We start from the raw sequence: 23,915 nt of genomic DNA on the forward strand, positions 1-23,915 counted from the left end.
TATTTTAAAAAATCATCATAATAAAAAGCGCATATTCAAGATAAATTTGAATATGCGCTTTTATATATAAAGTTAAACTATACTGTTTATATTATCTCTAACCTAATCAGTAATTACAAATGGAAAGATTAGGTAGCCACCAGCACCTGAATTACCTTTGAAATTGATAGTCATAAATCCTTTGTATCCAACAGGAAGACCCGAAAGATCCCAGACAACGTGTTGACCATCAGCAGTTACTTGTCCTGCATTGTCCTTCCATTTGCTGAGATATGCTGAAGCAAAATGATCCTCGTTATCATCATTGGCGATCCTGATAGTCATTTGGCTGCCATCCACATCGATAAAAGGTGGGTAAGTTACCGTAATATATGGTGTTTTTTGTGAAACTCCGAGTGTATTATAAGCACCAGCTTGATAGTAAGCACTTAGAATGCCATTTTTACGAAGGTTTTCATCAGAACCTAAAGGTGAGAAGTCTGTAATAGCATTATATGAAATCGAGCAATCATACAATTTTGGTTTATTAGCCAATGCGGAAATGTCCCTAATTTGACATTGTTGTAATACTATACTACTCAAATTGTTTAAATCTTTTAATGCACTTATATCATAAAGAGTGCTGTAAGCTAGTGCAGTTCCATAATACCTTAGGTTAAGATCAATGCTTGGTGATAAATTAATTGACTCTAATTTAGTTGCATATTGTAAGCCTTCTAAAGATTGGATATTCATGTAAGCTAAATAGTAATACGGATCTTCTTCAGCATGGTTAACATCCAAGTTAAGACTGGTCATGTTAGCCAAGTCGTCTTTAGTAACTTTAGCTACACCAGTTTCTGAATCATCAGAATATAAGCTGTAAGCAATAACTTTTTGCAAGTTTTGATCTGGCATCCAGTCATCAATTGATTCGCTTTCTTTAGTAGTCACTTTAGCTGGTGTGTCAGTTGTATTAGCTTGAGTCTGGGTGTTAATTTTACCAGATTCTTCATCTTTGTTCACATCAGTATTGGACTCCGCAACTTTATTGCTAGGCTTGTCTTTTGTAGCTTTATAATCAGCTTTTTTATTAAATGAAACAAAACCAGTATTGTCATTAGCAGTTTTTGTATTCAAGCTTTGTGCAGCCAATGTACTTCCAGATACGCTGTCAGCTTTAACTGCATGTGGACCAGCAACAACTAATGCAAGTGCAGCAGCAGTAATTCCACTAAATAGCAATTTCTTGCTTTGTTTACTTAATTCTATGTGTTTATTCATAAATTTTACCTCTTAAATTATTAACCAATAACAATTTACACTATCATTGTATATCCATAATATAATAATCGCAATAGTAAACAACTATACTTTAATTAAAATTGTATATAAAAAGCACCCCATAAAGTACATTTATAGAGTGCTGATTTTTAATGTTTGCTTTTTCTATTGTAATAAATAATAGCTAATCCTAAAACACTGAATAATGATATTAAACCCAGTGCTAACAGCCCTAATTGCCAGCCTTTTATTGCTTTAGCACTAGGTTGGCGAACGTCTTTTTTCTTATTAACTAGTGATTGTATCTTACTATTAAGATGAAGCTTTTGACTATGTTTATATTTTTGTGATTTCTCTTCTTTAACGGTGTTTTTACTACTTAAGATATTTTTAGTATAAATATAGGTTAGCTCCTGCGGCTTTTGTTTAAGCGTAATTGCAGTTGCATTTAAATCAGTATCAATATGTGAACCGTTAAAGTCTTTAAGTTTAACAGTATATCCTGGTAGTTTTAATGCCGGAGCAGTTTGTTGATCATTAACAAAGCCACTTAAAATTTCATCTGGGGCAACTTTTTTGCCAGCAGTATCTTGATAATGAACAATCACATTTGAAACTTTTTCCCTATTATAATAGAAGGTAATTTCTTGCGGTTGATTGTTAAGTACAATAGCTACGCTTCCCGGATGGTGTGAAATACCATTGTGGTCAATTTGATAATGACTCGGTGTATAGCCAGAAATATCCTGTGGCTGAATTATTTTTTGTTCACTAAAGACGCCGCTAATTGTGCTTTCAGGAGCGATTGGCTTACCAGTTTCATCTTGAAAATGGACAGTGATATCTGCTGCCTTGTTACGTGTATAAATTAAAGTGATTTCTTGTGGTTGGGCGGTAATAGTAGCAGTGACAGAGCCCTGACTAATTGGCATCGTAGTACCATCAACCGCTTTGGCACTAATTGAATAACCAGTAAATGTCGGAATAGCAATAGTGCTGCTGGTATTAACACTACCATATAGTTTTTGCTGACACGCAATTGTATTATCTGCATCATCTTTAAAGTGAATAGTAATAGGCTGCCCGCTGACAATCCTAAATGGAATAATGTACCAGCCTGAAATTATTGGCTCTTGTGCTGAATTCCTACTGTGGAACTTAACGGTCATTGCTGCACTATCATCTGACTGTAATCCTGAAAGATCCCATGTTACGGTTTGTTTACCATTGACTTGACCGACATGATCACTCCAATTGCTGGAATATTGCTTGACTGGATATTTAGCACTAAGGTGCTTACCAGTCTCAACCTTAAGTGTCATGTTTTTGCCATTAAAATCAAGCAGCTGATAGGGGCCGGATGTATAAGAAGTAGTCCCTGCAGTTAGGTGAAGTGGCTCTGCCAAAATTATCTGTTTTCTTAGCTTTAGACTGCCGCTTTCAATTAATTGCTTATTCGATTTTAATGGTGAAAAATCAGTAATTGCATTATATGAAAGATTTAGTTGAATCAATTGTGGCTTATTCGCCAAGGCAGATATATCATGCAAGTTGCACATTTCCAAATTAATATTGGTTAATTTATGCAAATTTTGCAAAGCAGAAATATCCGCTAAAGTTGAATTAAGAACAGCTCGGTGGCACCAATCATTGTTTAACTGACAGTCAGGAGCCAGATTTATTTTGACCAGATTAGTTGCGTATTCTAATCCAGTGAGTGATTTAAGTCGCAAACGCAAGCGATATTCGGCAGGAGAAATAGCATATTTCCGTTTGCCATGAACAACAGGCATTTCGCTTGGTGCGATTAAGCTAAGTTCTGTCAGATTGGCAAGACTTTCTTTGGTAATTTGTTTAATTGGTTGACCTAAATTAGCGGCCACGATTTTTTGTAAAACTTTATCTGGCATCCAACTGTCGAGTCTGTTGGAATTTGCGACAGAATTTTGCAGTTTAAATGCAGGCTCAATTGTATCATTCAAGTCGCTTGATTCTCGGGTTTTAGTCGTCATTTAGTCACCATCTTCTTTACTAATCCAAATAGCAGTATATTTGATGCTAAGAGCGCTTACTTAGAACTAACAATAGCAATTGTAATGCTTAAATGAAATTCCTTTTTAAAATTTAACTATCTATTTGGTATGTAAAAGTAACCGCAGTCAAATATTATTCTCATGATATTGTATTACCCTCAGTATAGCATGGATTAATAAAGATGACTATTTCGAAATTGGTAATTTTACTACCAGTATATAGTTAAACTTGTAATCGCTATTTCAAAAACCAGATGTGAATAAGTCGCCAGCATATAGCGAGGACAAAAACAACGTTAAAGATAATAATTACTGTTCTGATGAAAGTCATATTTTGATAAAATTTTGGTTTAGCATTTGCGCGGACTTGAACAGTCTTGTTAATTGCCTTGTGCTGTTTACTGTCTTTCAAAGATACTTGATGTTCTTTTTTACTATGCTTTGGCTTAGCAGTCAATTCGCTAAGAGCTAAATTATGCTGACTTGCTTTCATTTTGCTGATCAAGTCGCCCTGTGCAACTGTACGGTGTTGACCGTAACCGTATTTGGAAGTGTTAAAGTCTGAACATGTAATTAGTGTAATCATACTCTTATCCTGCACATTGTTTTCAACTTCAACTTGTGTAGGTTTAATGGCAAAAGACATCCTTTTTATTTTATATACATAAATATGATGCAAATCTGTGACATAGATGAGGTCACCAGGGTGTGCCAGATGTAAATTATCCAAAACTGCAGGACCATAAGACCCCATATAGTGTCCTGCAAGCACATAATTATTAGCACCGCCCATGACGCGATCGGGCAGACAGGTAACGACACCGTATTCTAAGTTCTGGTTTTGATCGCCATAACCGGCAAAAAGGGGGTTATGAATGTTAACAGCAGGAATAGCAATGCGGCCAATAGCGTATGCCTTAATTTGCTTGGCTCTAAGGACGCTGGCTGCACTAACTGATTTGGTTTTGCTGGCATCATAACTTGTTTTGCGTTTTTTATTTCTATCTGCTTTCTTTTGTGTTAAAGTGGTATTTGCTTTTTCCGCATTTTGCTGAACTACATAGGAGTTGCCAAAACCGGAGCCGAAAAAGATTAAAGTTACGCCCAGATAAAAAAGGGCACCTAAAAGTAACACTCGAATAGTAGACCATATTTGCTGTTTTGAAGATTTTGCTTGCTTTTTACTTGCCATTTGATCCCTTTTCTTTAAACTACTATTAGTCTTCTGCTACTATTTAAGTATAAATTTGCGTAAAGTACAATTATTTATCTCGAATTGAAACACTTAAAAAAAATAATCAAATAAGTATTGAAATCGCTTTAATACTGATTTATAATATCAGCTGTAAGTAGACGTGTTACTGACTTGATCAGGCATTACCTATGAACAATACTTTTTTGGTACTGTTTGTAGGTTTTTTTATTGGAAAGGAAGTAGTTGAATTGAAATTTGTTAAAAATTTTAACAACAACGCTGCCTTGGTGTCTGATAAGGCTGGAGTAGATTGGGTGGTGATTGGCAACGGGATTGGCTTTGGCAAAAAAGTCGGTGATCCCATTGATGAGGACAAAATTTCACGCCGTTTTGTAGCTGTCGAAAAAAATATTAAATTGGTTGACAGTGTAAGAGATATTGATCAGCGGACTTTGAAGTTGACAACTGAAGTGATTAGCATGGCCAGTCAAAAATTACAGATCACTTTTTCTGATTATGAATTTTTGGTTTTGGCTGATCACATTGATTTTATGTTAACCCGTGCTACAGGAAATATTGAATTAGGTCAAGATACGCTTGGCTGGGAAATGAAAAAAATATTTCCTAAGGAATATGGCACGGCTCAAGAAGCCTTAAGGTTAATGAAGGAAAAAACTAAGCTTGACTTTCCTCAAAGTGAGGCAGCTTATCTGACATATCACTTCATTAATGCAGGTTCTGGTCAAACAAAGCTGCAGGATACAATTAAAATTACTAAACTGATTAAGGGAGTAATTGATATTATCCAGTATCAATACGGAATGCAGCTGGATACTGAATCGTTTAACTTCAACAGGTTCATGACACATTTACGTGCTTTTATGGTAAGGCATATGTGTGGTGAAAGCGACCAGGATTCTGGCAGTGAGCTTGATCATTCCTTAATTGAATTAATGAAAGTCAAGTACAAAAAGGCTTATGATACTGTCCAAAAAATCGGCACGTACTTATACAAGCAGGCAGGCTGGCAATTGCAGCCTGACGATCAGGTATATTTAACTCTTCATGTCTGGCGGGTAACGCATAGACAAAAAGATGCTCAATCGCAGAAGAATTAAATTTACTATATTTTAATAATTTATAAGTTTAAACGGTGTGTTACTGTTTACAGGCATTAACCCGAGAACTTCAGGTGAAAATCTCACAATAAATTAGTGAGGTGCTTTCTTGAGGTCCTCGGGTTTTGATATTTAGGAGGAAAAAATGGCTTACGAGGATCTAAGTCGTGAAATTATCGCTGATGTTGGCGGTAAAGATAATGTGATCAGTGTTGTTCACTGTACTACGCGCTTACGTTTTAAATTAAAAGATATGAAAAAGGCTGATGATGACAAATTAAAGGCCACTGATGGCGTAATTTCTGTTGTGAAATCAGGCGGTCAGTACCAAGTTGTGATTGGCAATAATGTCGCTGATGTTTATGACACGCTGGTTAAAGTAGGCGGCTTTTCTGGTGGAGGCAGCGTGCCCGATGATTATGAAGATACTAGCAACATGAGTTTAGCAGATAAGTTTATTGATTTAATCTCTGGCATTTTCAATCCGATTTTAGGGCCAATGTGCGCTGCCGGTATGATCAAGGGCTTTAATGCTATGTTCTTAGCTTTTGGCTGGGAAGCGCAAACTTCTGGTACTTACATTATTTTGAATGCCATTGGTGACAGTTTATTCTATTTCCTGCCAGTTATTTTAGGAATTTCAGCAGCTAAAAAGTTCGGCATGAACGGCTATCTAGGTGCAACAATTGGTGCTGCACTTTGCTATCCTTCAATTGTCGCAATGGCCAGCAGTAAAACCACTTTGTTTACTGTATTTAAGGGTACTATTCTCCAAGCACCAATTCACATGACTTTTTTGGGAATTCCGGTAATTTCGATGAACTATACTTCATCAGTCATTCCAATTATCCTGTCAATTTGGTTTGCTTCTAAAGTGCAAAAGTTGGCTAAAAAGATTATTCCTGATGTTGTCAAAACTTTCTTAGTGCCATTTATGGTTTTACTAATTACTATTCCTGTTACCTTTATTGTCATTGGTCCTGTTGCTACCTGGTTAGGTAACGCTATTGCAGCTGCTGTCAGTGCTGTTTACCACTTCAGCCCAATTGTTGCCGGCATTTTAATGGGAGCATTCTGGCAAGTATTTGTTATTTTTGGCGTTCACTGGGGCTTTGTGGCAGTTATGATGACCAATATTGCTGCTTTAGGTTATGATCCAATTTTAGGCTTATCTTTAGCAGCTTCATTTGCTCAAACGGGTGTCGTTTTAGCAATTATTTTCCAAACTAAAGATGAAAAAACCCGCAGTATTGCGATTCCAGCCTTTGTTTCTGGTATTTTCGGGGTTACTGAGCCGGCCATTTATGGTGTCACTCTTGAAAGAAAGAAACCGTTTATTTTAAGTTGTATTGCCTCTGCAATTGGTGCCGGTATCATTGGTTTCTTCCAAGTAAAAGTATTCCAGATGGCCGGAATGGGAATTTTCTCAATTCCAGACGCTATTGGTAAAAATGGTATTGATACTGGTGTTTACGGTTTGATTTTGGCGATGGCGATAGCTGCAGTTTTAGGCTTTGCTTTCCAAATGCTATTTGGTAAAAACAGTGTTGATGCACCTACAACCGAACAAACTGCTTTAGCGACGGCTACAAATGCAGGTACAGATGATGCTGCAGCAAACAATTCTGCAAGTTCCGCAAGTGTAAAACCAGAAGTTTCATATAATAAGGAAGAAAAATTGGTAGCTCCGTTAAATGGACAGGTTGTGCCATTAGACGAGGTTAAAGATGAAGTCTTCTCCAGTGGCTCAATGGGCAAAGGCGTTGCGATTGCACCACAAGAAGGCAAAGTATGTTCACCTCTTGATGGAGAAGTAGTGATGGTTTTCCCTACCGGCCACGCAATTGGTCTTAAATCTAATAATGGAGCAGAAGTAATGATTCATATTGGTATGGATACTGTTGAGCTTGATGGCAAAGGCTTTACTACTTTAGTTAAAAAAGGTCAGAGTATCAAAAAAGGTGAGCCTCTTATTAATTTTGACCTTGAAGCTATTAAAAAAGCTGGCTTTGAAACTACAACACCAGTAATTATTACTAATTCTAATAATTACCATGAAGTTAATGTAGTTGCGAATGGTAAAATAACCATTGGGGATGCATTATTAGACTTGAAATAACGAAAGGAGACAATAATGACCACAAATAATTTTCCTAAAGGATTTTTATGGGGCGGTGCTACTGCCGCCAATCAATTAGAGGGTGCTTACCAAGAGGGAGGTAAAGGTTTATCTTTACCAGATGTTATGCCTGGTGGTAAGGACCGAATGAAAATCATTGCTTCACCTGATTTTGATTTTAAGATTAATTCAGATTACGTTTATCCTAACCACATTGGTATTGATCACTATCACCATTATAAAGAAGACATTGCACTTTTTGCTGAAATGGGCTTTAAGTGCTACCGCTTTTCAATTGCCTGGTCCAGAATTTTTCCTAATGGGGATGAAGAAACTCCTAATGAAGAGGGACTTAAGTTTTATGACTCACTAATTGATGAATGCTTAAAGCATGATATTGAGCCTGTAATTACTATTTCTCACTATGAATTACCTCTTCACTTAATTACTGAATATGGGAGCTGGAAGAATAAGAAGTTAATTGACTTCTATGAGCGTTTTGCCCGCACCGTTTTAACTCGCTACCAAGACAAGGTTAAATATTGGATGACTTTCAACGAAATTAACAGTGCCGCTCACTTTCCAATTATGAGTCAAGGCTTAACGACAAGTAATGGCGCTGACGATAAGAAAAATATTTACCAGTCATGGCATAACCAATTTGTTGCTAGTGCAAAAGCTGTTAAAATTGGTCATGAACTTAATCCTGATATGAAAATTGGCTGCATGATTTTATATGCTACCACTTACAGCTATGATTCAAATCCTAAGAACCAATTGGCTACCTTGCAAGATAATCAGGCTAATAACTTCTTCTGTGCCGATGTTCAAGTAAGAGGACATTATCCTGCCTATACTAAGAGCTTGTTGGCTCGTCAAGGTGTGCAATTATCTGACATTGATTACACAGATGATGAATTGGCATTGCTAGCTCAATACCCAGTTGACTATATTGGCTTTAGCTACTACATGTCATCTGTAGTTGATGTTACTCATGAAAACCAAGAAACTGCTAACGGCAACTTAATGGGCGGCGTTAAGAACCCATTCTTAAAGAGCAGCGACTGGGGCTGGCAAATTGATCCCACAGGATTAAGAATTGCCTTAAACCAATTGTCCGATCGTTACCAAAAACCTGTTTTTGTTGTTGAAAACGGTCTGGGTGCAGTAGACAAACCTGACGCAAATCATTATGTGGCTGATGATTACCGGATTGACTACCTGCGTGAACACATCGAAGCTATTTCCCAGGCAATAGACGATGGCGTTGATGTTATGGGTTATACTCCTTGGGGTTGTATTGATTTGGTCAGTGCCTCAACTGGTGAAATGTCGAAACGTTACGGTTTTATCTATGTTGATGAAGATGATGAAGGCCACGGAACCTTTAAGCGTTACAAGAAAAAGTCTTTTGACTGGTACAAGAAGGTTATTTCCACTAACGGTGCTGATTTAGGGTAAATCTTGGCAAAGATAAGACTCGACTCATGTGAGCAAAATAAACAAGAAAAAGCGTGCTTTTAAGCACGCTTTTTTGCTATGTCAATTTCTATTGCAATTTTTTCAAAACATTGATTGCTATAAACTAATTAGTCATAGTTAGGCTGCATAGATTATATAAATCACCTTTTTGCTTCATTAATTCTTCATAAGAACCTTCTTCAGTAATAGTGCCGTCTTTCATAAAAATTATCGCATCATATTTTTGTAATAAGTTGGGATTCAATTTATGTGTTACCACAATTGATGTTAAATCCTTTATCTCTAAAATGGCATTTTCAATTGCAGTAGTATTTTTTTGATCTAAAGATGACGTTGCTTCATCCATTAGCAAGATAGGTGTTTTTCTAATTAATGCTCGCGCTATAGAAATTCTCTGCTTTTGGCCACCAGATAAATCTTTGCCATTTTCGCCAACATTCAGATCAACACCCTTAGAATTACCGTCTACTAACTTTCTTAAACCAGCTTTATTTATAGCATAATTCAGTTCTTTATCTGTAAAAGATTTGCCTAGCATTATATTATACGCAAGAGAATTATCGAAAATATAAACGTCCTGTTGGACAATATTTATTAGTTTATAAAGCGATGACAAATTAATGTTATTGATATTTACGTTATCTATACTGATGTTGCCATCCTTAGTCAATTTGTAATATCTCATTAGTAACTTTAATAATGTTGTCTTACCGCTGCCCGACATACCTACAAGCGCGTATTTTTTGCCTTTTTCTATTTGTAAATTGATGTGTGAAAGTACCCTCTTTCCCGTTTCACCATGCTGGGGATAGGAAAAACTAACGTTGGTCAATTTGATCTCATTTTCAAATCTGTTCAATTTCAAATAGTTGCTGTTATCTTTTACCGGATTATGCACTTTCTCCAGCAACTGATTCAGAGTTTTGCTGGCGGCTAAACCAGCCTTTTTGTTATTCATTTCCAGACCCAATTTGCTCAGTGGCATTACAATAAAATTAACTAATTGCACAATTGCTGTAACTCCACCAATACTGGTGTTTCCATTAATTACCATAAACATACCAAGGCCATATGCAACCAGAAAAACTAAATATCCAGAGAAATTCGAAATTGATACCGAAATATTATTAAGTTCTGATAGAGAAAACTCGCTATCAGCTCGTTTATCGTTACCGTTCTGAAATTCTTTGCTAATTTGCTTTTCAATATTAAAGCTTTTAATTACTAAAAAGCCTGAAAATGCGTCTTTTACCTTGGAGACATAGGCATTTTGTTGCGTCAAAGCCAGATTCTGTTTTGCCTGCATTTTTCCACCCAACAAACTCATAACAATAATTGGCACTAAACTTACTATTAGCACTGCTATTGACAGCTGCCAGTTAATCATAAACATCCCTATAATCGAGAAAAGCAATAATGACGAGTCAGACACAATACTAAAGAAAGATTTGATATATTTTTCCTCAATTGTCGAGACAGTATTTGTCATTGTTGCTAAAAAATCTCCGGTACTATTGTTGCTGAATTCATTTAGGTCACTTGCAATAATCTCATTAAAAATATGCCTGCGATATTTTTTACTAAAATTATTAACAAACCTATTTTTGGTTAGTTCACTGGTAAAAACAGCAGCTGCCAAAAATATACATACTAATAAACAAACAAATATTGCATTTTTTAATTCATAAACATTCCTGGCAATCCCTGAGTCAATTAATCTTTTTAACACCAAAGCAAGCAATAAGTTTATAAACGGATAAACTATTCCCGAAAAAAAGAGCGCAAGATAGTAATTTAACTTATCATATTTTTTGTAATTTTCCATTAATATAAACATCCTTTCTATTCTAAAAAACATAAGTAAAAGTATCTAATTATTTTAAATTCTTCTACGTCTTCTCACTATACGCTAAACATTTTATAATCGAAAGAACTATTTTAAAATAAAGTTATATTTTTTAAAATTATAAAATAATAGTTATTTTGATAGTTCTGCGTGAAAAATTATAGAAAGTTTTTTTTAAAATAGGCAGGTCAGGTTAGTATTAATTTGAAGGATATTAAGCATAGAAAAAAGTATTTCATTATAAATACAGAAAAAATAGTTTCTACGAATCACAAAGGATTGTTTATATTTTGTCTTAATGAGAACATCTGATCTGGAGTATTTAAACAGATACAGGAGGAAAATAATGAAGGGAAAAATTTATGCTAAGGCGCAACAGGTTGGCAAGACATTCATGTTGCCAATTTCGTTGCTTCCGATAGCGGGATTATTTCTAGGATTGGGTGCTTCTTTTACCGGTCCGACTTTTATAAAGTTGTATCACTTGGAAAGTATTTTATCGCCAGGGATGCCGTTAAATAGGTTTTTAAGCATTTTAAATGACTGTGGCTCTGTAGTCTTTGACAATCTAGGCTTGCTATTTGCTGTCTCTATAGCGTTGGGAATGGCAAAAAGTGAAAAAGGGGTCGCTGCGCTTTCTGCGGTTGTAGGCTACTTTTTAATGTACGCTTCCTTAACCAGTTCAATTAAAAATCTCAGAAATTTAAATCAGCTCAAACAAGTTAATGGCTTAATTACAAATGTGTTGGGTTTTAACAACACAATGAACCTGGGAGTATTCGGGGGAATTATTATTGGGTTGATAGTCGTATGGCTACATAATAAGTACTACAATATTAAACTGCCTGATGTAATTTCATTTTTTGGCGGGACCCACTTTCCGCCAATAGCCGCCGCGGTTTCTGGCGTAATAATAGGAATTTTGCTTTCATATATTTGGCCTTATTTTGCTGCTGGAATTTCTGCTTTGGGCTTCTTTATTGCTAAATCAGGAGTAGTTGGTTCCTTTCTATACGGATTAATCTACAGAATGTTGATACCCTTTGGTTTACACCACATTTTCTATTTGCCATTTTGGCAAACAGCGGTAGGTGGAACGGCTGTTGTTGCTGGTCATACCGTGCAAGGTGCCCAAAATATTGTCTTTGCACAATTAGCTGCCGGCGGGAAAATTTCGTATGAAGCTGCCAGATTCTTTTCATTTCAGTTCCCAGAAATGATTTTTGGCTTGCCAGCTGCTGCCCTTGCAATGTACTCTGTAGCTCGTAAAGATAAAAGGAGTGAAATTAAAGGACTTTTAGTATCCTCTGCGGTAACTTCCATTTTAACTGGAATTACCGAACCACTTGAATTTACTATTTTATTTGCTTCACCATTTTTGTATTTTGTCGTTCACTGTGTACTTTTTGCTTTTTCTGCAGTCTTTGTAACATTGCTAAAAGTAGGAGTAGGCTTTACCTTTTCCGGTGGCTTAATAGACTTTATTCTTTATGGTGTGTTACCCGGAAATGCCAGAACTAATTGGGTTCCAATCATCTTCTTAGGTATTGCTTATTTCGTTGTTTACTATTTCTTGTTTAGATTTGTAATTACTAAGTTTGATCTCAATACGCCTGGTCGTAAAGATGATACTACTTTAAAAACCAAGAAAGATTATGTTGATAATAAGAAATTTACTGCTCTAACTAAAGATGAGCAAGTAGCTTATGAAATAGTAGCAGCTCTAGGCGGAACTGATAATTTAGTGAATGTTGACAACTGTGCCACAAGGCTACGGGTGACAGTTAAAGACGGCAATTTAGTAGATAAAGAAACCTTAACCGCAACGGGAGCAGCCGGAACAGTAGTTAACGGTGCCTCTGTCCAAGTAATTTATGGCACTACTGTCGGCAACATTAAAACAAATGTAATGGATTTGATTAATAGTGGCAAAGCGCCAAAAACTGTTGCAAATTCAGTTAAGCCAGCAAATAGTTCGAAGTTAGATTCAGAGGATAAAAAAGTTCAAAAGTCAGTTGAAACGGGTCCGAGTCAAAAAATTGCACTTTTTGCACCTGCTGATGGACAGCTGGAATCATTGCAAACCTTAAATGATGGGGTCTTTTCCAAAGAGATGGTAGGTAAAGGCTTTGCGATCTTACCAGAAAATGACAGTATTTACGCTCCAATTGATGGCATTATAACAACAATTTTTCCGACTAAACATGCAATTGGTATGAAAGATAAAAATGGCATTGAGTATCTTTTGCATATGGGATTGGATACTGTTGAGCTTAAGGGCAAAGGCTTTAAGATTCTTTGCTCTGAAAAAGAACAAGTCCATCAGGGTGACAAGCTGGCAGAGATGAATTTAACAGAAATTAAATCTGCTGGAAAGGCAACTGATGTTATCTTTGTAGCTACTCTGTCTGACCGATTATTAGATGTCAAAGTTGCTGATAATGATAGAGTTACTGCTAATGATCAAGTAGCCGAGTTGTTTGTTAAAAAATAAACAGCTATAATGCCAGAATTATATGTTAAAACATATTGCTTCAGCCAATTGCTGCAAGTAAAAAAGCCAAGCTTTTCATTTAGAAAGCCTGGTTTTTGTTTTACTCAAAAATTAAATTGATGGCAAATTTGAAATAGGGTTTAGTTGCCAATTTGCTTACGCAATATTTATTCACATTTTATTTTTACTATCATAGATTCAACAAAAAATCGACTTTTTGTGGACAATACAATTGTGCATTGTCTACTTATGCAGGATCGTCTACTAACATTTTTTGCATATTTCAACAAAAAATTAAACAAGCTGTGCCTTTTTTATCTATGATGCCCATTTACCATTATGAAAATGATTAAATAAATTTTTATTCTCTTTAAGCAGCCAAACTATCTGTTGTCTATCATAAACAGCTACTCCATGATTATTAAGTATAGTGACAATTTCTATTAAATCTTTTGCTTGAATATTTCCTAATTCTAATTGAATAACCTTTTTATTCACAGTCAAATTTAGTTTAAAAAATCTGGGTTAAAATCAAGTGGACTGATTCGAACTTTTTTACGATATGTAATTTCAGCATTAGTGATATTCTCGAATAAATATGATTTTGTATATATTTTTTTGATATGTAACAGCTGCATAAGTTTCATTGCATCATTTGAACTATAACTCACTACAGTAATTCCATTTTTATCGATCAGCCAATATCCACTAAAACATGTTGGTAAAGTAATAAAAATTCCTGCCAAAATTGTGAATCCCAGTACCCACCATGGTTGATAGCCAAATCCAGTCATAAATAATGACACTAAAATGACTAAAATTATTCCTGTGATTACATGCAGAATGTTTACTTTATGTCCAACAGTCACACTTTTATTGGAGTTAGTAAATCCTGAATTATTTGAAGGATAGAGTTGTTGTCCTTCAATCATTTCTTCGTTTGACTTCATGATATTTACACTTTCACAACTTAGCAGTAACTGCTTTATTTTCATTTAATTATACTACGTCTTAGCTTTAGAAAACGCTTTTCTTGGCAGCAACGAAAAATTTTTGCTTTTTGTTGATCCCTAGACTATAGGAGTGTCTTAATCAAATTGATAATAAAAAGCTGGTTACCAGTGAATGCTGGAACCGGCTTCTATTTATACTAAATTGCCACCTGTCTTTTCTTGCACAATTTTTTGCAACTGCTTACTAAATTCAGTCATACCGATTAAGGCAAACTCTTCTATTTGCCTTGCGCAATTATCCAGATAAACCTGTTTAGGATCAAAATGATAGTTAATAATGTTCTCCAAAAATAATAGAACCATCTTATTAAAGAAGGTTAGTGGCTGGGTATGAATCTCATGGGATTTTTCTACCAATTGCTTTGCTTCCTGGTACTTGCTTTTTTCCAGACACATACTAATCATATTGATTAATATTCCCAACACTATAAATTGTATATCGTCATTATCACTATCTTTAAATTGCTGAAAAATTTTGTTAGTAATGATCATGTCGCTGTCAAAATCATAAAAAACCATGCAGTTCAGGAAAATTTTGATAGTTTTCCAGTCGAAATTCTCTTCATTAAAGAATTTATTTTTAAGTTGCTGAATTTCTGCAGCACTCAATTTTTCTCTATTACCATCTATAATAGCTAAGATTGAGTTCACACTTAGCATTAAATCATTTTTACTGGTAAGCTCGCTACCCGCAATGGCCTGCTTAATTTCTTTTAGGCGCTTGGTATCAAAATTATAATAAGCGTCCGTCATTTGGGCAACAATCCTCTTTTTGAGATTATCTTCACTTTCAGACTGGTAATCAAGTTGTTTAAAAAAATCAGCAATTTTAACGTGATTTTGCCGTAATAATTCAATTAGGTCTGCCGCTGAAATGCGCGTCAGATCTTTTTCTACTTTGGAGTAAAAAGAAGGGCTGATAACGTCGCCAATCCATGCGCGTTGAGTTTTGCCAGCTTCTAAACGGTATTGTCTAAGTAATGCACCGATAGTCATAATTTAACCTCATTAAATTTTTTTGTTTCATATATGACACTTTTCTTTTCTCAATTTTAGCTTAAGTACAATTGAAAATAAAGAAAGCTAAAAAGGAGAAAAAATTATGACTATCTTTTTTAAAAATAAAGAATATCGCAAGTTTTCAATTGCCAGTATTTTATCCAGTGCTGGAGATATTTTATTCTATTTAGCGTTGATGACTTACGCTAGTCGGCTCAAAAACTATTCGCTGGCCTTATCATTAATTGCTATTTCGGAGTCAGTTCCCCGGCTGTTTTCCAGTGTTGGTGGCTATCTAGCTGACAGGACGCAGAACAAATTTCAAAAAATAGTCTGGATGGCCATGATCAGAGGTGCGCTTTATTTACTGGTTGGTTTTCTTTTTAGCCAGAATATTGCGGGTTGGAATCTGGTAATTATGGTGATTATCATCAACTTTATTTCTGATACGGCCGGAACTTATTCTGGCGGACTGACCACACCACTAATTATTAGTCTGGTTAAAAAGGATGAGATTGCTGAAGCTGAAGGTTTTACTAGCGGTGTTTCGCAAGTAATCACTTTGATTAGTCAGTTTGTTGGATCAGGACTTTTGTTATTCATGTCATATTCTGCGCTGGCTGTAATTAACGGCCTGACTTTCGTTGTGGCAGGGTTGATCTATTGCAATATTGCCAAGAGTAAACGAAAAAAGGGCATTTCAACTGTCACACAAGAAGTCGATGATCGTGGCTTTTGGTCCACCTTGGCCTTAGCATTAAAGCAAGTTAAAAAGGCTAGTGGCTTAATTACTACCGTACTGGTAATCGCCATTTTAAACGGCGTTCTCAGCACGATAGAGCCTCTGATTTCTATTGTAATTGCGGGCAATCGTCAGGTGATGGTCATTGGAACCTATAGTTTTACAATTGCATTAATCGGCGCTATGGCAGGAATAGGCGCTGCCTTAGGCAGCATTTTTGGTACTAATCTATTTAAAAATGTTAGCCTTTATATCATCATTATGTTTGCTAATATTGCTGGAGCAAGTGTCATAATTTCTATTTTAAGTAAACAAATTTGGTTCTGTTTAATAACTTATTGTATCCTAGGCTTCTTTGCAGGAACTGCTACTCCAAAATTAACCCAATGGATGGTAGGTGCAGTTGATCGTAAGATTTTGTCGTCCTCTGTTGGTCTGATTAATACGATTTTATTAATTGCCAGTCCCTTAATGACAACTGCTTTTACTACCTTATCGGCTGTGACAAGCGTCATCTATTCTCTTTGGGGCCTGTTTATTGTCAGTATTCTGCTCTTTGTAATTACCTTATTGGTGATGAGAAAATCTGCACAAAAAGGAAAATAAACAGCCCATTTAGCTGGTAAATTTGCAGTATCTGATTTTTGCCGTCATTCTTTTCTATCAAGTATATAAAAACTGTCAAGATAATGATGTAAATCCCCAAATAAGGATACTTTGCTGGTTGTAAGTTAGCTCTTATTTATTGGAACTTTTTCTCAAACTGAAAAAGATGATCAGAATAAAGTTAATTAGTAGGGTGAAACCTGTAGTCCAGAAAACTGTAGCGTAGTTGAACAGACCGGAGATAGTAGAACCCATTAGTGAACCAAACACGGAACCAACTGCTTGGAAAGACTGATTGTAACTAAAGATGCGACCAAAACTTTCGGCCGGAGTGTTCAATGTCAAAACAGTCTGTGCTGCCGGTAACATTGCAGCACTGGCAATTCCCAGTAGAAAACGCAATCCTGCCAGCACCCAAGGTGAGTGTGTTAAAGCCATAGGTACGAAGAGAATCGCACCTACTATTAAACCTAAGCGTAATATTTTTAGTGGTCCAATTTCATCCATTTTATGTCCGATTTTGGAAGCAGCCAGCAGTGTTCCGAGACCTGGGGTTGCGGCTACGATCCCCGCTACAAAGGCAATATTCTTGCTATTAGGCATCATCGATTTGACATACAAAGAAACAATTGGATCAATTGACATGTTAGCGGCCTGCACTAACAGGGTGGTTATGAACATGACTACAATCAGTTTAACGCTTGGTAGAGAGTGCATGATTTCTTTCATAGGCTTCATTTCTTCACGAGAAATTGGGGTGAAGTTTTCATGAACTAAGAATGTCGACCCTAAGAAGACGAGCACCATCAAAAAGCCGGTGATGAAGAATGGGATCCGGTAGCCCCAGACGCCACCAAGCCAATTACCGAAGAAGTTTGACAAAACACCACCTAAAAGTGGTCCAACTAAGTTTCCAGCTGTACCGGCAGTCATCATTTGACTCATTACCCAGCCACTTTTTCTGTGGGGTGTTTCTCCTGCGATCAAGGCAGTAGCATTGTTAATGTAGCCGGAAAAAGCACCCTGAATAAAACGCATGACAATTATGTAAATAGCATTAGGGGCAAAACCTGTAGCAGTAATAGTTAAAGCCATGACCCCAGATGCCCGCATGCACATTAATTTACGACCCTTGCGGTCAGCCAAGTTGCCCCAATAAGGTGAAACAATTGCCTGAGCAATAAATGTCATGGCAAATGCAAGACCGGAATACATACTAATCTGCAACTTGCTGTAGTGACCCAGATCAGCGATAAATAGTGAGATAAAGGGCATTGTCATGGAATAGCCCATGCCTGTGATGAAGCAGCCTAGCCATAAAGTGACAAAAGCTTTATGCCAGCCAGCCGGAAATTTTTCGGAAACTGTCAAAACGTCCTCGCTTTCTTTTTTAATGTTTTTCTAAAAAATATGATATCTTTTCTATTTTAGCACAATAAATTTGCTAAGAATTTGCTAAATAGATGATATTTTCATATTAAACATGTTAGGATATTATTTCTGAAAGGAAGGGATGTTGGTATGGGAAGAGATTCGCACTTAACTAGGCAGGAATACCGCCAAAAATCCCAGTCGCACACAAACAAGGTGCCAAAGGCAACGATTAGAGAAAATAATACTTCTCAAACTCGTGCTGACTACCGCCATTTAAAGTTAAATTTCTGGGATATTTTTGCAGATCGGCCATACATTGCGGTGGCAATAGTTGTTTTGGCTATTTTCTTAGTTATGGCCAAACTCTGGTGGCTTCTTGCTGCACTGGCAATTGTGGTCGCAATTGGCATCTTTGTGATTGGTCGCAGTCATCATCCTAACCGGGTACTTAGTCTCGAATTTAAAATGAAGTCATCTCGGAAATTAAGCATGTTACGAGCTTTGCAATTTGGTGGCTCGATTATTATGTTTCTGGCTACATATATGAAGAAAGTGGTAACAGTTAATTTTTCCACAGCTGGTTCGACTGATGGCTTGCAAGTCGTTCAGGGCATCCTGTCTAATCGTGGCGGAGTCTATGGTCAACAGGGATCATACTTCTTGAGTTTATTAAATACCCTAACTGGTGGACAGCTGTGGGGTAAATATCGTTATGCGGCTAACAGTGCCCAAATGATGAGCAGTGGTGCAGGTCGTTTAATTATTATGTGGGTTTTGCTTTTAATGATTGCACCAGCATTTTGCGTTTTAGCACAATTTTTTCGGGAACCATATTCGCGCAATACGGCCTTGGTAGCTTCAATCATAGCTACTGTCAGCTTTGTTTTAACTCCTCGCTTATTAAGTAAGTGGATTGTAGAATACGCTGTCGAAAATCGTATGGCCAGCAGTCAAGCTCAGGCTGCCATTAGTGTCGGACCTATGGCCTATGTGGCAATGCTCTGCGCAATTTTAGTTTTAGTTATTTCAGTTTACCGGGTAATTAAAAAGGACAGATTCGTTTAAAAACCAGAAAAAGTTTTAAATTAAAAACCAGCTTTGTTTTCTATAAGCTGGTTTTTTTTAATTTTAAAAACTGCTTTGAAAAAGCAGTTTATTATATTTTGCATAGCAAATTTATTTTTACTTAATATTGTAAAAGTATAGGTTTGTCTTTAAAATCAAGTTAAACAGTAAATAATAAAATATCATCTGTTTAAAAAATTTTTTTACTTAAATTGTAAACAGGAGGGGATTATTTATGCTTAATGATATTGTTTTGATTTTACTAATAGTTGATGCTATTTACTTAATATATCTAGTTTGCGTCAGATTAACACACAAAACACCGCAGAATTCTAAAATTATCCAATTTTATCAGCACCAACATTTACGGTGGACTAAAGTTAAGTACTTCTTCCTTGTAATTCCTATTGTTTTATTTCTTCTACCATATGATAATAGCTGGAATAATTATGTAACATCCTTGTTTGTGCGCATTATTGGAATTGTTTTGTGGACGCTGATATTTGTGATTGGTGACTTTCTCGATGGGAAAATGTATCACTGGTTTTTCAAAAAATAATACGGATAAGTAAAAAAACATAAGCACCTCAGGTTAAACCTGAGGTGCTTTTAAAGTGAAACTATTTTTATTTTTTGAGTGACTAGAATTAAGCAACACTTTGATAAAAATTAGTGCTTATCTAAAATTTGATATGCTTTAGATAGCAAGTTATCCAAATCTTTATCACTAACATGTCCAACAATTTTACCGTGTCGACCAAAAAATCATAATTAGATATTTGAAAAGTAACTACACTACCAGATATCCCACTGCTGATATCAGCAAAAGAATAGTATAGACCACGATTATCTTTTTTAAGATCATGCGTAAGAGGCATGCAGATAACGAGTCCTGTTTTTTGATTATATGCATTATTTAATGTAACTATCGCTGGTCTTTGAATAATGCCAGATTGGGGATTATGGCTGCCTTCTTCTCGTCCTGCATGTGGTTCAGCATCTATCCGAATAATGTCTCTTGATTAGATGCTACATTTTCCTTACCAACCTGCATAGTATCAGGGTTACCTACTTGTTCAATTTCTTTTTTAAAGTCAATATCGTCATATTCTCCATTAAACCAAGGATTAGAGTCAATAGCCATATAGATTAAAGTGCTATTATCTTCCTGAATCAATTCAATCGTTGTCCAGGTTTAACTCCAGCCTTACTCGGGGCCGTGAGTGCTATAGAATTACCAACTTTTCTAGTAACAAAGTTATCCAGTTTCTTTTTCATTAATATTAGCTCCCTAATTTATGTTAGTACAAGTATACACCGCACCCGATGAGATTTCGATTATGTCTCTCCAAAATTTAGGTGATCTTGATTTTAAGCAGCAATATAGTCTTAATAGCGACTTAGCACATTTAATATAATATTTTCAATGCGATAATGCCTTAAGACTAAAAATATATAGATAAATCATAAGCCAAAAGCTTAATTAAATGTCTAATATAATTTTTAAATAAAAGAGCCCCAAGTTTAGGACAACTTTTGGAGGCTCAGTATATATTAGCTTTGTGTTTATATTTATTTACCTTTTTGCTCTGAAAAAGATAATTTCTCTTGCAGCAATGATCGGACCGGATGATTGATAGATAGTCAAATGCACTTTTTTTGCACGGACATCTCGCAGACCAACCACCTTGTTTTTCGTGTCAGCTTTCCACTGCAAGTGGTCTGCATAGGTAGTATATTGCTCGCCATCCGTTGAAACAGCGATTGATATTGCAAGAGGATCACCATTATGATCAATATTTCGTGGCACATAGACCATTCTGCTTAATTTCTCAACTTTTTCAAAAGTAAAGGTTAGTTCCAGTGGTTGTTCAGGTGAAATTGATTGATCCGTTTGCCATTCGCTTGCCAGTTTAAGATCAGTTAAATAAGACAGGGGATGATTTTCTTTGCTGGTATAGTTGCTAGTCACCTCAATGTTTTCAATAGCATAATCTTTAGCAGCATGCTTGGTAATAACGCCGAAAAGATCAGACCATTCAGAAACTTTATTTCCTATTACATACCTCATTCTAATGATATAGCGAGTATTAGGAGTTAATTCGTGAAAAGTGAAATTTTTGCCGGTAATGCCCACATAAAGGAGATTATTAACTTCTATCTGAACTGCACTTTCATGAGGCCAGGCAAGCTCGAACGAATGAGCTGAAATTTTGCTTGAATCAACTGCCGGCAATTTAGGTGAAGGCAATACGCCACTGGTAATTTCATGTACTAAAACTTTCTTGCCATAATTAAAATTGTGCACTGTAATTTCGATTTTAGTTGTGGTAATGTCTCGACTTGCTAATTTTATTTGCAGGGCAGTTTGCGTATTCTTGTGATATTGTTTAAATTCATCCAAGCCATAATTAGTATTGTAAAAAATGCCTTCGCGAGCATGATTGAAAGCGTCAAGCGATCCGTATTCTTCCACTGGGACAACTTGATCGTTAATTTTAATAGTGATGCGATCAGGGTAAGAATCACACATAATAGTCAACTTAGTAGGCTGTTCAACATCTTGGTTTTCCCAGTTGCCTTCAACTGGTGGAATAGTTACCAGCAACGTTTCATTTTCAGTTTCATTGAAAATTTTTGTGGTAGAATTGTTGGATTCAGCGGCTTGAGAGTTATCGTTGTAAATAACTGCCTCACTTTGATCTTGTGGGTAAAGCAGAAAATCACGATTGCCCCAGTCAAAAGTACTGCCTCCGCGAACAAAGACTGGTAAATGCCATAATGGAAAAGATAAATTGTTGTAGACCTTGCCACCGGCGTATTTTTTACCTGTAAAAAGATCAATCCACATTGTCTTCTTCCCGGGTAAATACAGATTATCTTTGCGTGAATCTCCGTTTTCATCTTCGCGGCCATTAGTAATTGGTGCAATTAACAAATCGGAGCCTAACATGAATTCATTGCCAAACTGTGCTGTGTAATTAGCCAGCTCGTTTGGAAAGTCACTAAAAAGGGGACGCATGATTAACGCGCCATTTTTTGCCTGTTCATTTAGTGTATATAGGTAGTTAGTCAAATGCTGGCGTAATTTGAGGTAAGCCAAATTAATGTCGGTTATTTTCCTATTATAAGCAAACGGGTTTTTACTGAAGTTGCCCTGATCATCGAAGTTAAAGAGCAGTGGGGTAAAACATTTCCATTCAAAATCACGGACATTGATTTGTGCATTGCCACCGCCTTGCAGTCCATCAACTGCTGCACCAACTAAAGGCTGACCTGAAAGATTTGCTCCGAGCATACCAGCTACTTGTGTAGCAACATTGCCCCAGTTGCCGCCAACATCTCCAAAGATCAAAGCAGCGTTTTTTTGCATGCCGGTACTGCCGCTATCAGCAAGCACTAGTGAACGCTTTGTTTGTGATTCGTTTTGAAGCTGTGCTTTATCTTTAGTCGCTATTTCGTTAGTAGTAAAAGTAAAAGCAGTTTTTTCCGGTAATTCGACTTCGCTTTGGTGCCAAAATCCGGGATGAACGTCTTGGTTTAACGCATATTCATTAAAGAAACTGAGAGCTTGTTGGTTGTTGACTTGAACACCATAATTGGGCACAAACCAGCTCAAAGGAAAATGCATGGCATGATAGCGATCAATTAGTGCCCGCGCGGAAAACTGGTAGTTTTCTTCGCCGTTAAGTGAAGCTTTGCCCGATGCGGCTTTTTCATCTTTTGTACGAGTATAATAATTATTGCCAATTTTACTGGCATTGCGTTTCTTAGCTTGACTTGGTTGCCACAAAGTTGTGCAGAAATTGCCAATATGACCCAGGCCTAAGGCGTATTTGGGCAATAACATTGGTTTGCCCGTTAAAGTATAATAGTGCTGTAAAATTTCCTGAGGATTAGTACCAAGAAGGTAAAATGCATCAAAGACTGCATCTTGGTGGGTGAGAATAGTAACTCCTCTCTTGGTTTTGCCAAAATCATAAGTTCCTGTTGCAGTAGTGTTTCTTAATTCGCCATAACCAGCATTCGACCAGAAAAAAGGGACAGGCATAATGACGCCACCTTTACCGGTTATTTGGTCATGCTTAATTGCGATTTTGTGTCCTCTGTGACTAAAGTAGCCGTTTTGCAAGCCACCACCATAAAAAAATTCATTTTTATTTTCTGTTAAAAACTCACGGGTTCTGGTAGAACTAAGTTCAAGTGGTTGAGATTGGTGCATCCTGTTATGGTGCAATGATTCATCAAAAATACTTATAACAGCTGGATTTTGCCCAAAAATAATTTGGTAATTGCCAGTATGGATAATTAAGGAATCATTGGTGGCTCTGACCTGCGACTTTGCGAAGGCAGAGTTATCAAACTGGGTTAATTGAATAGTTTCCGTTCGATTTTCAGTAAAATTTTGCTCTGGATCAATTAAAAGACGAAAAATGCCGGCAGCTAAGACATAAAAGCGCGCAATTTCGCCCGTGGCAAAATGTAATTCGTAATAGTGGTCACACTTGCTGGCACCAGTAAGTGCTCCTAGTTGATGTTGATTTGTTTGCGTATTTTGAATCATAT

The 23,915-nt window shown here is 36.4% G+C and carries 17 protein-coding genes; 7 read left to right on the forward strand and 10 right to left on the reverse strand.

Features of this window, described 5'->3' with window-relative positions:
* Positions 1–102 precede the first annotated feature (102 nt).
* From LACWKB10_RS08280 to LACWKB10_RS08290, 3 genes are all read right to left on the reverse strand, one after another.
* Entirely contained in the window at positions 103–1,263 is a 1,161-nt protein-coding gene (locus LACWKB10_RS08280; RefSeq protein ID WP_034981082.1) for a hypothetical protein, read from the reverse strand.
* A gap of 149 nt (positions 1,264–1,412) precedes the next feature.
* Positions 1,413–3,275: a MucBP domain-containing protein gene (locus tag LACWKB10_RS08285; RefSeq protein ID WP_034981083.1), complete on the reverse strand. Its 1,863-nt coding sequence runs from the start codon at positions 3,273–3,275 to the stop codon at positions 1,413–1,415.
* A gap of 259 nt (positions 3,276–3,534) precedes the next feature.
* Positions 3,535–4,488 (reverse strand): class A sortase, encoded by a 954-nt coding sequence (locus LACWKB10_RS08290; RefSeq protein WP_034981084.1) that lies wholly within the window; start codon positions 4,486–4,488, stop codon positions 3,535–3,537.
* Between the two features lie 251 nt (positions 4,489–4,739).
* On the opposite strand from LACWKB10_RS08290, the gene LACWKB10_RS08295 reads away from it, so the two are divergent.
* The 3 genes from LACWKB10_RS08295 (at position 4,740) to LACWKB10_RS08305 (ending at position 9,189) form a co-directional block, all read left to right on the forward strand.
* Positions 4,740–5,609 (forward strand): PRD domain-containing protein, encoded by an 870-nt coding sequence (locus LACWKB10_RS08295; protein ID WP_034981150.1) that lies wholly within the window; start codon positions 4,740–4,742, stop codon positions 5,607–5,609.
* 145 nt (positions 5,610–5,754) lie between these two features.
* Positions 5,755–7,728: a beta-glucoside-specific PTS transporter subunit IIABC gene (locus LACWKB10_RS08300; RefSeq protein ID WP_034981085.1), complete on the forward strand. Its 1,974-nt coding sequence runs from the start codon at positions 5,755–5,757 to the stop codon at positions 7,726–7,728.
* A gap of 15 nt (positions 7,729–7,743) precedes the next feature.
* Positions 7,744–9,189 (forward strand): glycoside hydrolase family 1 protein, encoded by a 1,446-nt coding sequence (locus LACWKB10_RS08305; RefSeq protein WP_034981087.1) that lies wholly within the window; start codon positions 7,744–7,746, stop codon positions 9,187–9,189.
* Between the two features lie 124 nt (positions 9,190–9,313).
* Here the strand turns inward: LACWKB10_RS08305 and LACWKB10_RS08310 are convergent, their stop codons facing one another.
* Positions 9,314–11,035 (reverse strand): ABC transporter ATP-binding protein, encoded by a 1,722-nt coding sequence (locus LACWKB10_RS08310; RefSeq protein WP_052060363.1) that lies wholly within the window; start codon positions 11,033–11,035, stop codon positions 9,314–9,316.
* A gap of 367 nt (positions 11,036–11,402) precedes the next feature.
* On the opposite strand from LACWKB10_RS08310, the gene LACWKB10_RS08315 reads away from it, so the two are divergent.
* Positions 11,403–13,550: a PTS transporter subunit IIABC gene (locus LACWKB10_RS08315; protein WP_034981091.1), complete on the forward strand. Its 2,148-nt coding sequence runs from the start codon at positions 11,403–11,405 to the stop codon at positions 13,548–13,550.
* Between the two features lie 506 nt (positions 13,551–14,056).
* On the opposite strand, the gene LACWKB10_RS08320 is transcribed toward LACWKB10_RS08315, so the two are convergent.
* Together LACWKB10_RS08320 and LACWKB10_RS08325 are read right to left on the reverse strand one after the other, a co-directional pair.
* Positions 14,057–14,500 carry a hypothetical protein gene (locus tag LACWKB10_RS08320; protein ID WP_052060365.1) on the reverse strand — a complete coding sequence of 148 codons (444 nt, stop codon included), beginning with the start codon at positions 14,498–14,500 and terminating at the stop codon, positions 14,057–14,059.
* Between the two features lie 195 nt (positions 14,501–14,695).
* Positions 14,696–15,559, reverse strand: coding sequence for a helix-turn-helix domain-containing protein (locus LACWKB10_RS08325; protein WP_034981094.1), 864 nt, complete (start codon positions 15,557–15,559; stop codon positions 14,696–14,698).
* Positions 15,560–15,665: 106 nt separating this feature from the next.
* Between LACWKB10_RS08325 and LACWKB10_RS08330 the strand changes: the two genes are divergently transcribed.
* Positions 15,666–16,910, forward strand: a complete 1,245-nt coding sequence (locus tag LACWKB10_RS08330) for an MFS transporter (RefSeq protein ID WP_034981099.1) — start codon at positions 15,666–15,668, stop codon at positions 16,908–16,910.
* Between the two features lie 132 nt (positions 16,911–17,042).
* Here LACWKB10_RS08330 and LACWKB10_RS08335 read toward each other — a convergent pair whose 3' ends face one another.
* Positions 17,043–18,281, reverse strand: a complete 1,239-nt coding sequence (locus LACWKB10_RS08335) for an MFS transporter (protein WP_034981101.1) — start codon at positions 18,279–18,281, stop codon at positions 17,043–17,045.
* Between the two features lie 150 nt (positions 18,282–18,431).
* On the opposite strand from LACWKB10_RS08335, the gene LACWKB10_RS08340 reads away from it, so the two are divergent.
* Positions 18,432–19,349 (forward strand): hypothetical protein, encoded by a 918-nt coding sequence (locus LACWKB10_RS08340; RefSeq protein ID WP_052060366.1) that lies wholly within the window; start codon positions 18,432–18,434, stop codon positions 19,347–19,349.
* 235 nt (positions 19,350–19,584) lie between these two features.
* Positions 19,585–19,908 carry a hypothetical protein gene (locus LACWKB10_RS08345; RefSeq protein WP_034981106.1) on the forward strand — a complete coding sequence of 108 codons (324 nt, stop codon included), beginning with the start codon at positions 19,585–19,587 and terminating at the stop codon, positions 19,906–19,908.
* A 121-nt stretch (positions 19,909–20,029) separates the two neighbouring features.
* On the opposite strand, the gene LACWKB10_RS10390 is transcribed toward LACWKB10_RS08345, so the two are convergent.
* From LACWKB10_RS10390 to LACWKB10_RS08350, 3 genes are all read right to left on the reverse strand, one after another.
* The gene (locus LACWKB10_RS10390; RefSeq protein ID WP_081945375.1) at positions 20,030–20,362 is read right to left on the reverse strand and encodes a type II toxin-antitoxin system PemK/MazF family toxin; all 333 of its coding nucleotides are present in this window, start codon (positions 20,360–20,362) and stop codon (positions 20,030–20,032) included.
* Complete coding sequence (locus LACWKB10_RS10220) at positions 20,350–20,493, reverse strand: hypothetical protein (RefSeq protein ID WP_161779316.1); 144 nt, start codon at positions 20,491–20,493, stop codon at positions 20,350–20,352. Before LACWKB10_RS10220 ends, LACWKB10_RS10390 begins: the two co-directional genes overlap by 13 nt.
* Before the next feature lie 432 nt (positions 20,494–20,925).
* Positions 20,926–23,913 carry a TIM-barrel domain-containing protein gene (locus LACWKB10_RS08350; protein WP_034981108.1) on the reverse strand — a complete coding sequence of 996 codons (2,988 nt, stop codon included), beginning with the start codon at positions 23,911–23,913 and terminating at the stop codon, positions 20,926–20,928.
* Positions 23,914–23,915 lie beyond the last annotated feature (2 nt).

It is taken from the genome of Lactobacillus sp. wkB10, from assembly GCF_000760615.1.
Lineage (GTDB): Bacteria > Bacillota > Bacilli > Lactobacillales > Lactobacillaceae > Lactobacillus > Lactobacillus huangpiensis.

What these genes read in the sequence shown, in the direction of transcription:
- LACWKB10_RS08280 (WP_034981082.1), bottom strand. Translation starts at nt 1,263, where the DNA reads ATGAATAAACACATAGAATTAAGTAAACAAAGCAAGAAATTGCTATTT.
- LACWKB10_RS08285 (WP_034981083.1), bottom strand. Translation starts at nt 3,275, where the DNA reads ATGACGACTAAAACCCGAGAATCAAGCGACTTGAATGATACAATTGAG.
- LACWKB10_RS08290 (WP_034981084.1), bottom strand. Translation starts at nt 4,488, where the DNA reads ATGGCAAGTAAAAAGCAAGCAAAATCTTCAAAACAGCAAATATGGTCT.
- LACWKB10_RS08300 (WP_034981085.1), top strand. Translation starts at nt 5,755, where the DNA reads ATGGCTTACGAGGATCTAAGTCGTGAAATTATCGCTGATGTTGGCGGT.
- LACWKB10_RS08305 (WP_034981087.1), top strand. Translation starts at nt 7,744, where the DNA reads ATGACCACAAATAATTTTCCTAAAGGATTTTTATGGGGCGGTGCTACT.
- LACWKB10_RS08310 (WP_052060363.1), bottom strand. Translation starts at nt 11,035, where the DNA reads ATGGAAAATTACAAAAAATATGATAAGTTAAATTACTATCTTGCGCTC.
- LACWKB10_RS08315 (WP_034981091.1), top strand. Translation starts at nt 11,403, where the DNA reads ATGAAGGGAAAAATTTATGCTAAGGCGCAACAGGTTGGCAAGACATTC.
- LACWKB10_RS08320 (WP_052060365.1), bottom strand. Translation starts at nt 14,500, where the DNA reads ATGAAGTCAAACGAAGAAATGATTGAAGGACAACAACTCTATCCTTCA.
- LACWKB10_RS08325 (WP_034981094.1), bottom strand. Translation starts at nt 15,559, where the DNA reads ATGACTATCGGTGCATTACTTAGACAATACCGTTTAGAAGCTGGCAAA.
- LACWKB10_RS08330 (WP_034981099.1), top strand. Translation starts at nt 15,666, where the DNA reads ATGACTATCTTTTTTAAAAATAAAGAATATCGCAAGTTTTCAATTGCC.
- LACWKB10_RS08340 (WP_052060366.1), top strand. Translation starts at nt 18,432, where the DNA reads ATGGGAAGAGATTCGCACTTAACTAGGCAGGAATACCGCCAAAAATCC.
- LACWKB10_RS08345 (WP_034981106.1), top strand. Translation starts at nt 19,585, where the DNA reads ATGCTTAATGATATTGTTTTGATTTTACTAATAGTTGATGCTATTTAC.
- LACWKB10_RS10220 (WP_161779316.1), bottom strand. Translation starts at nt 20,493, where the DNA reads ATGGCTATTGACTCTAATCCTTGGTTTAATGGAGAATATGACGATATT.
- LACWKB10_RS08350 (WP_034981108.1), bottom strand. Translation starts at nt 23,913, where the DNA reads ATGATTCAAAATACGCAAACAAATCAACATCAACTAGGAGCACTTACT.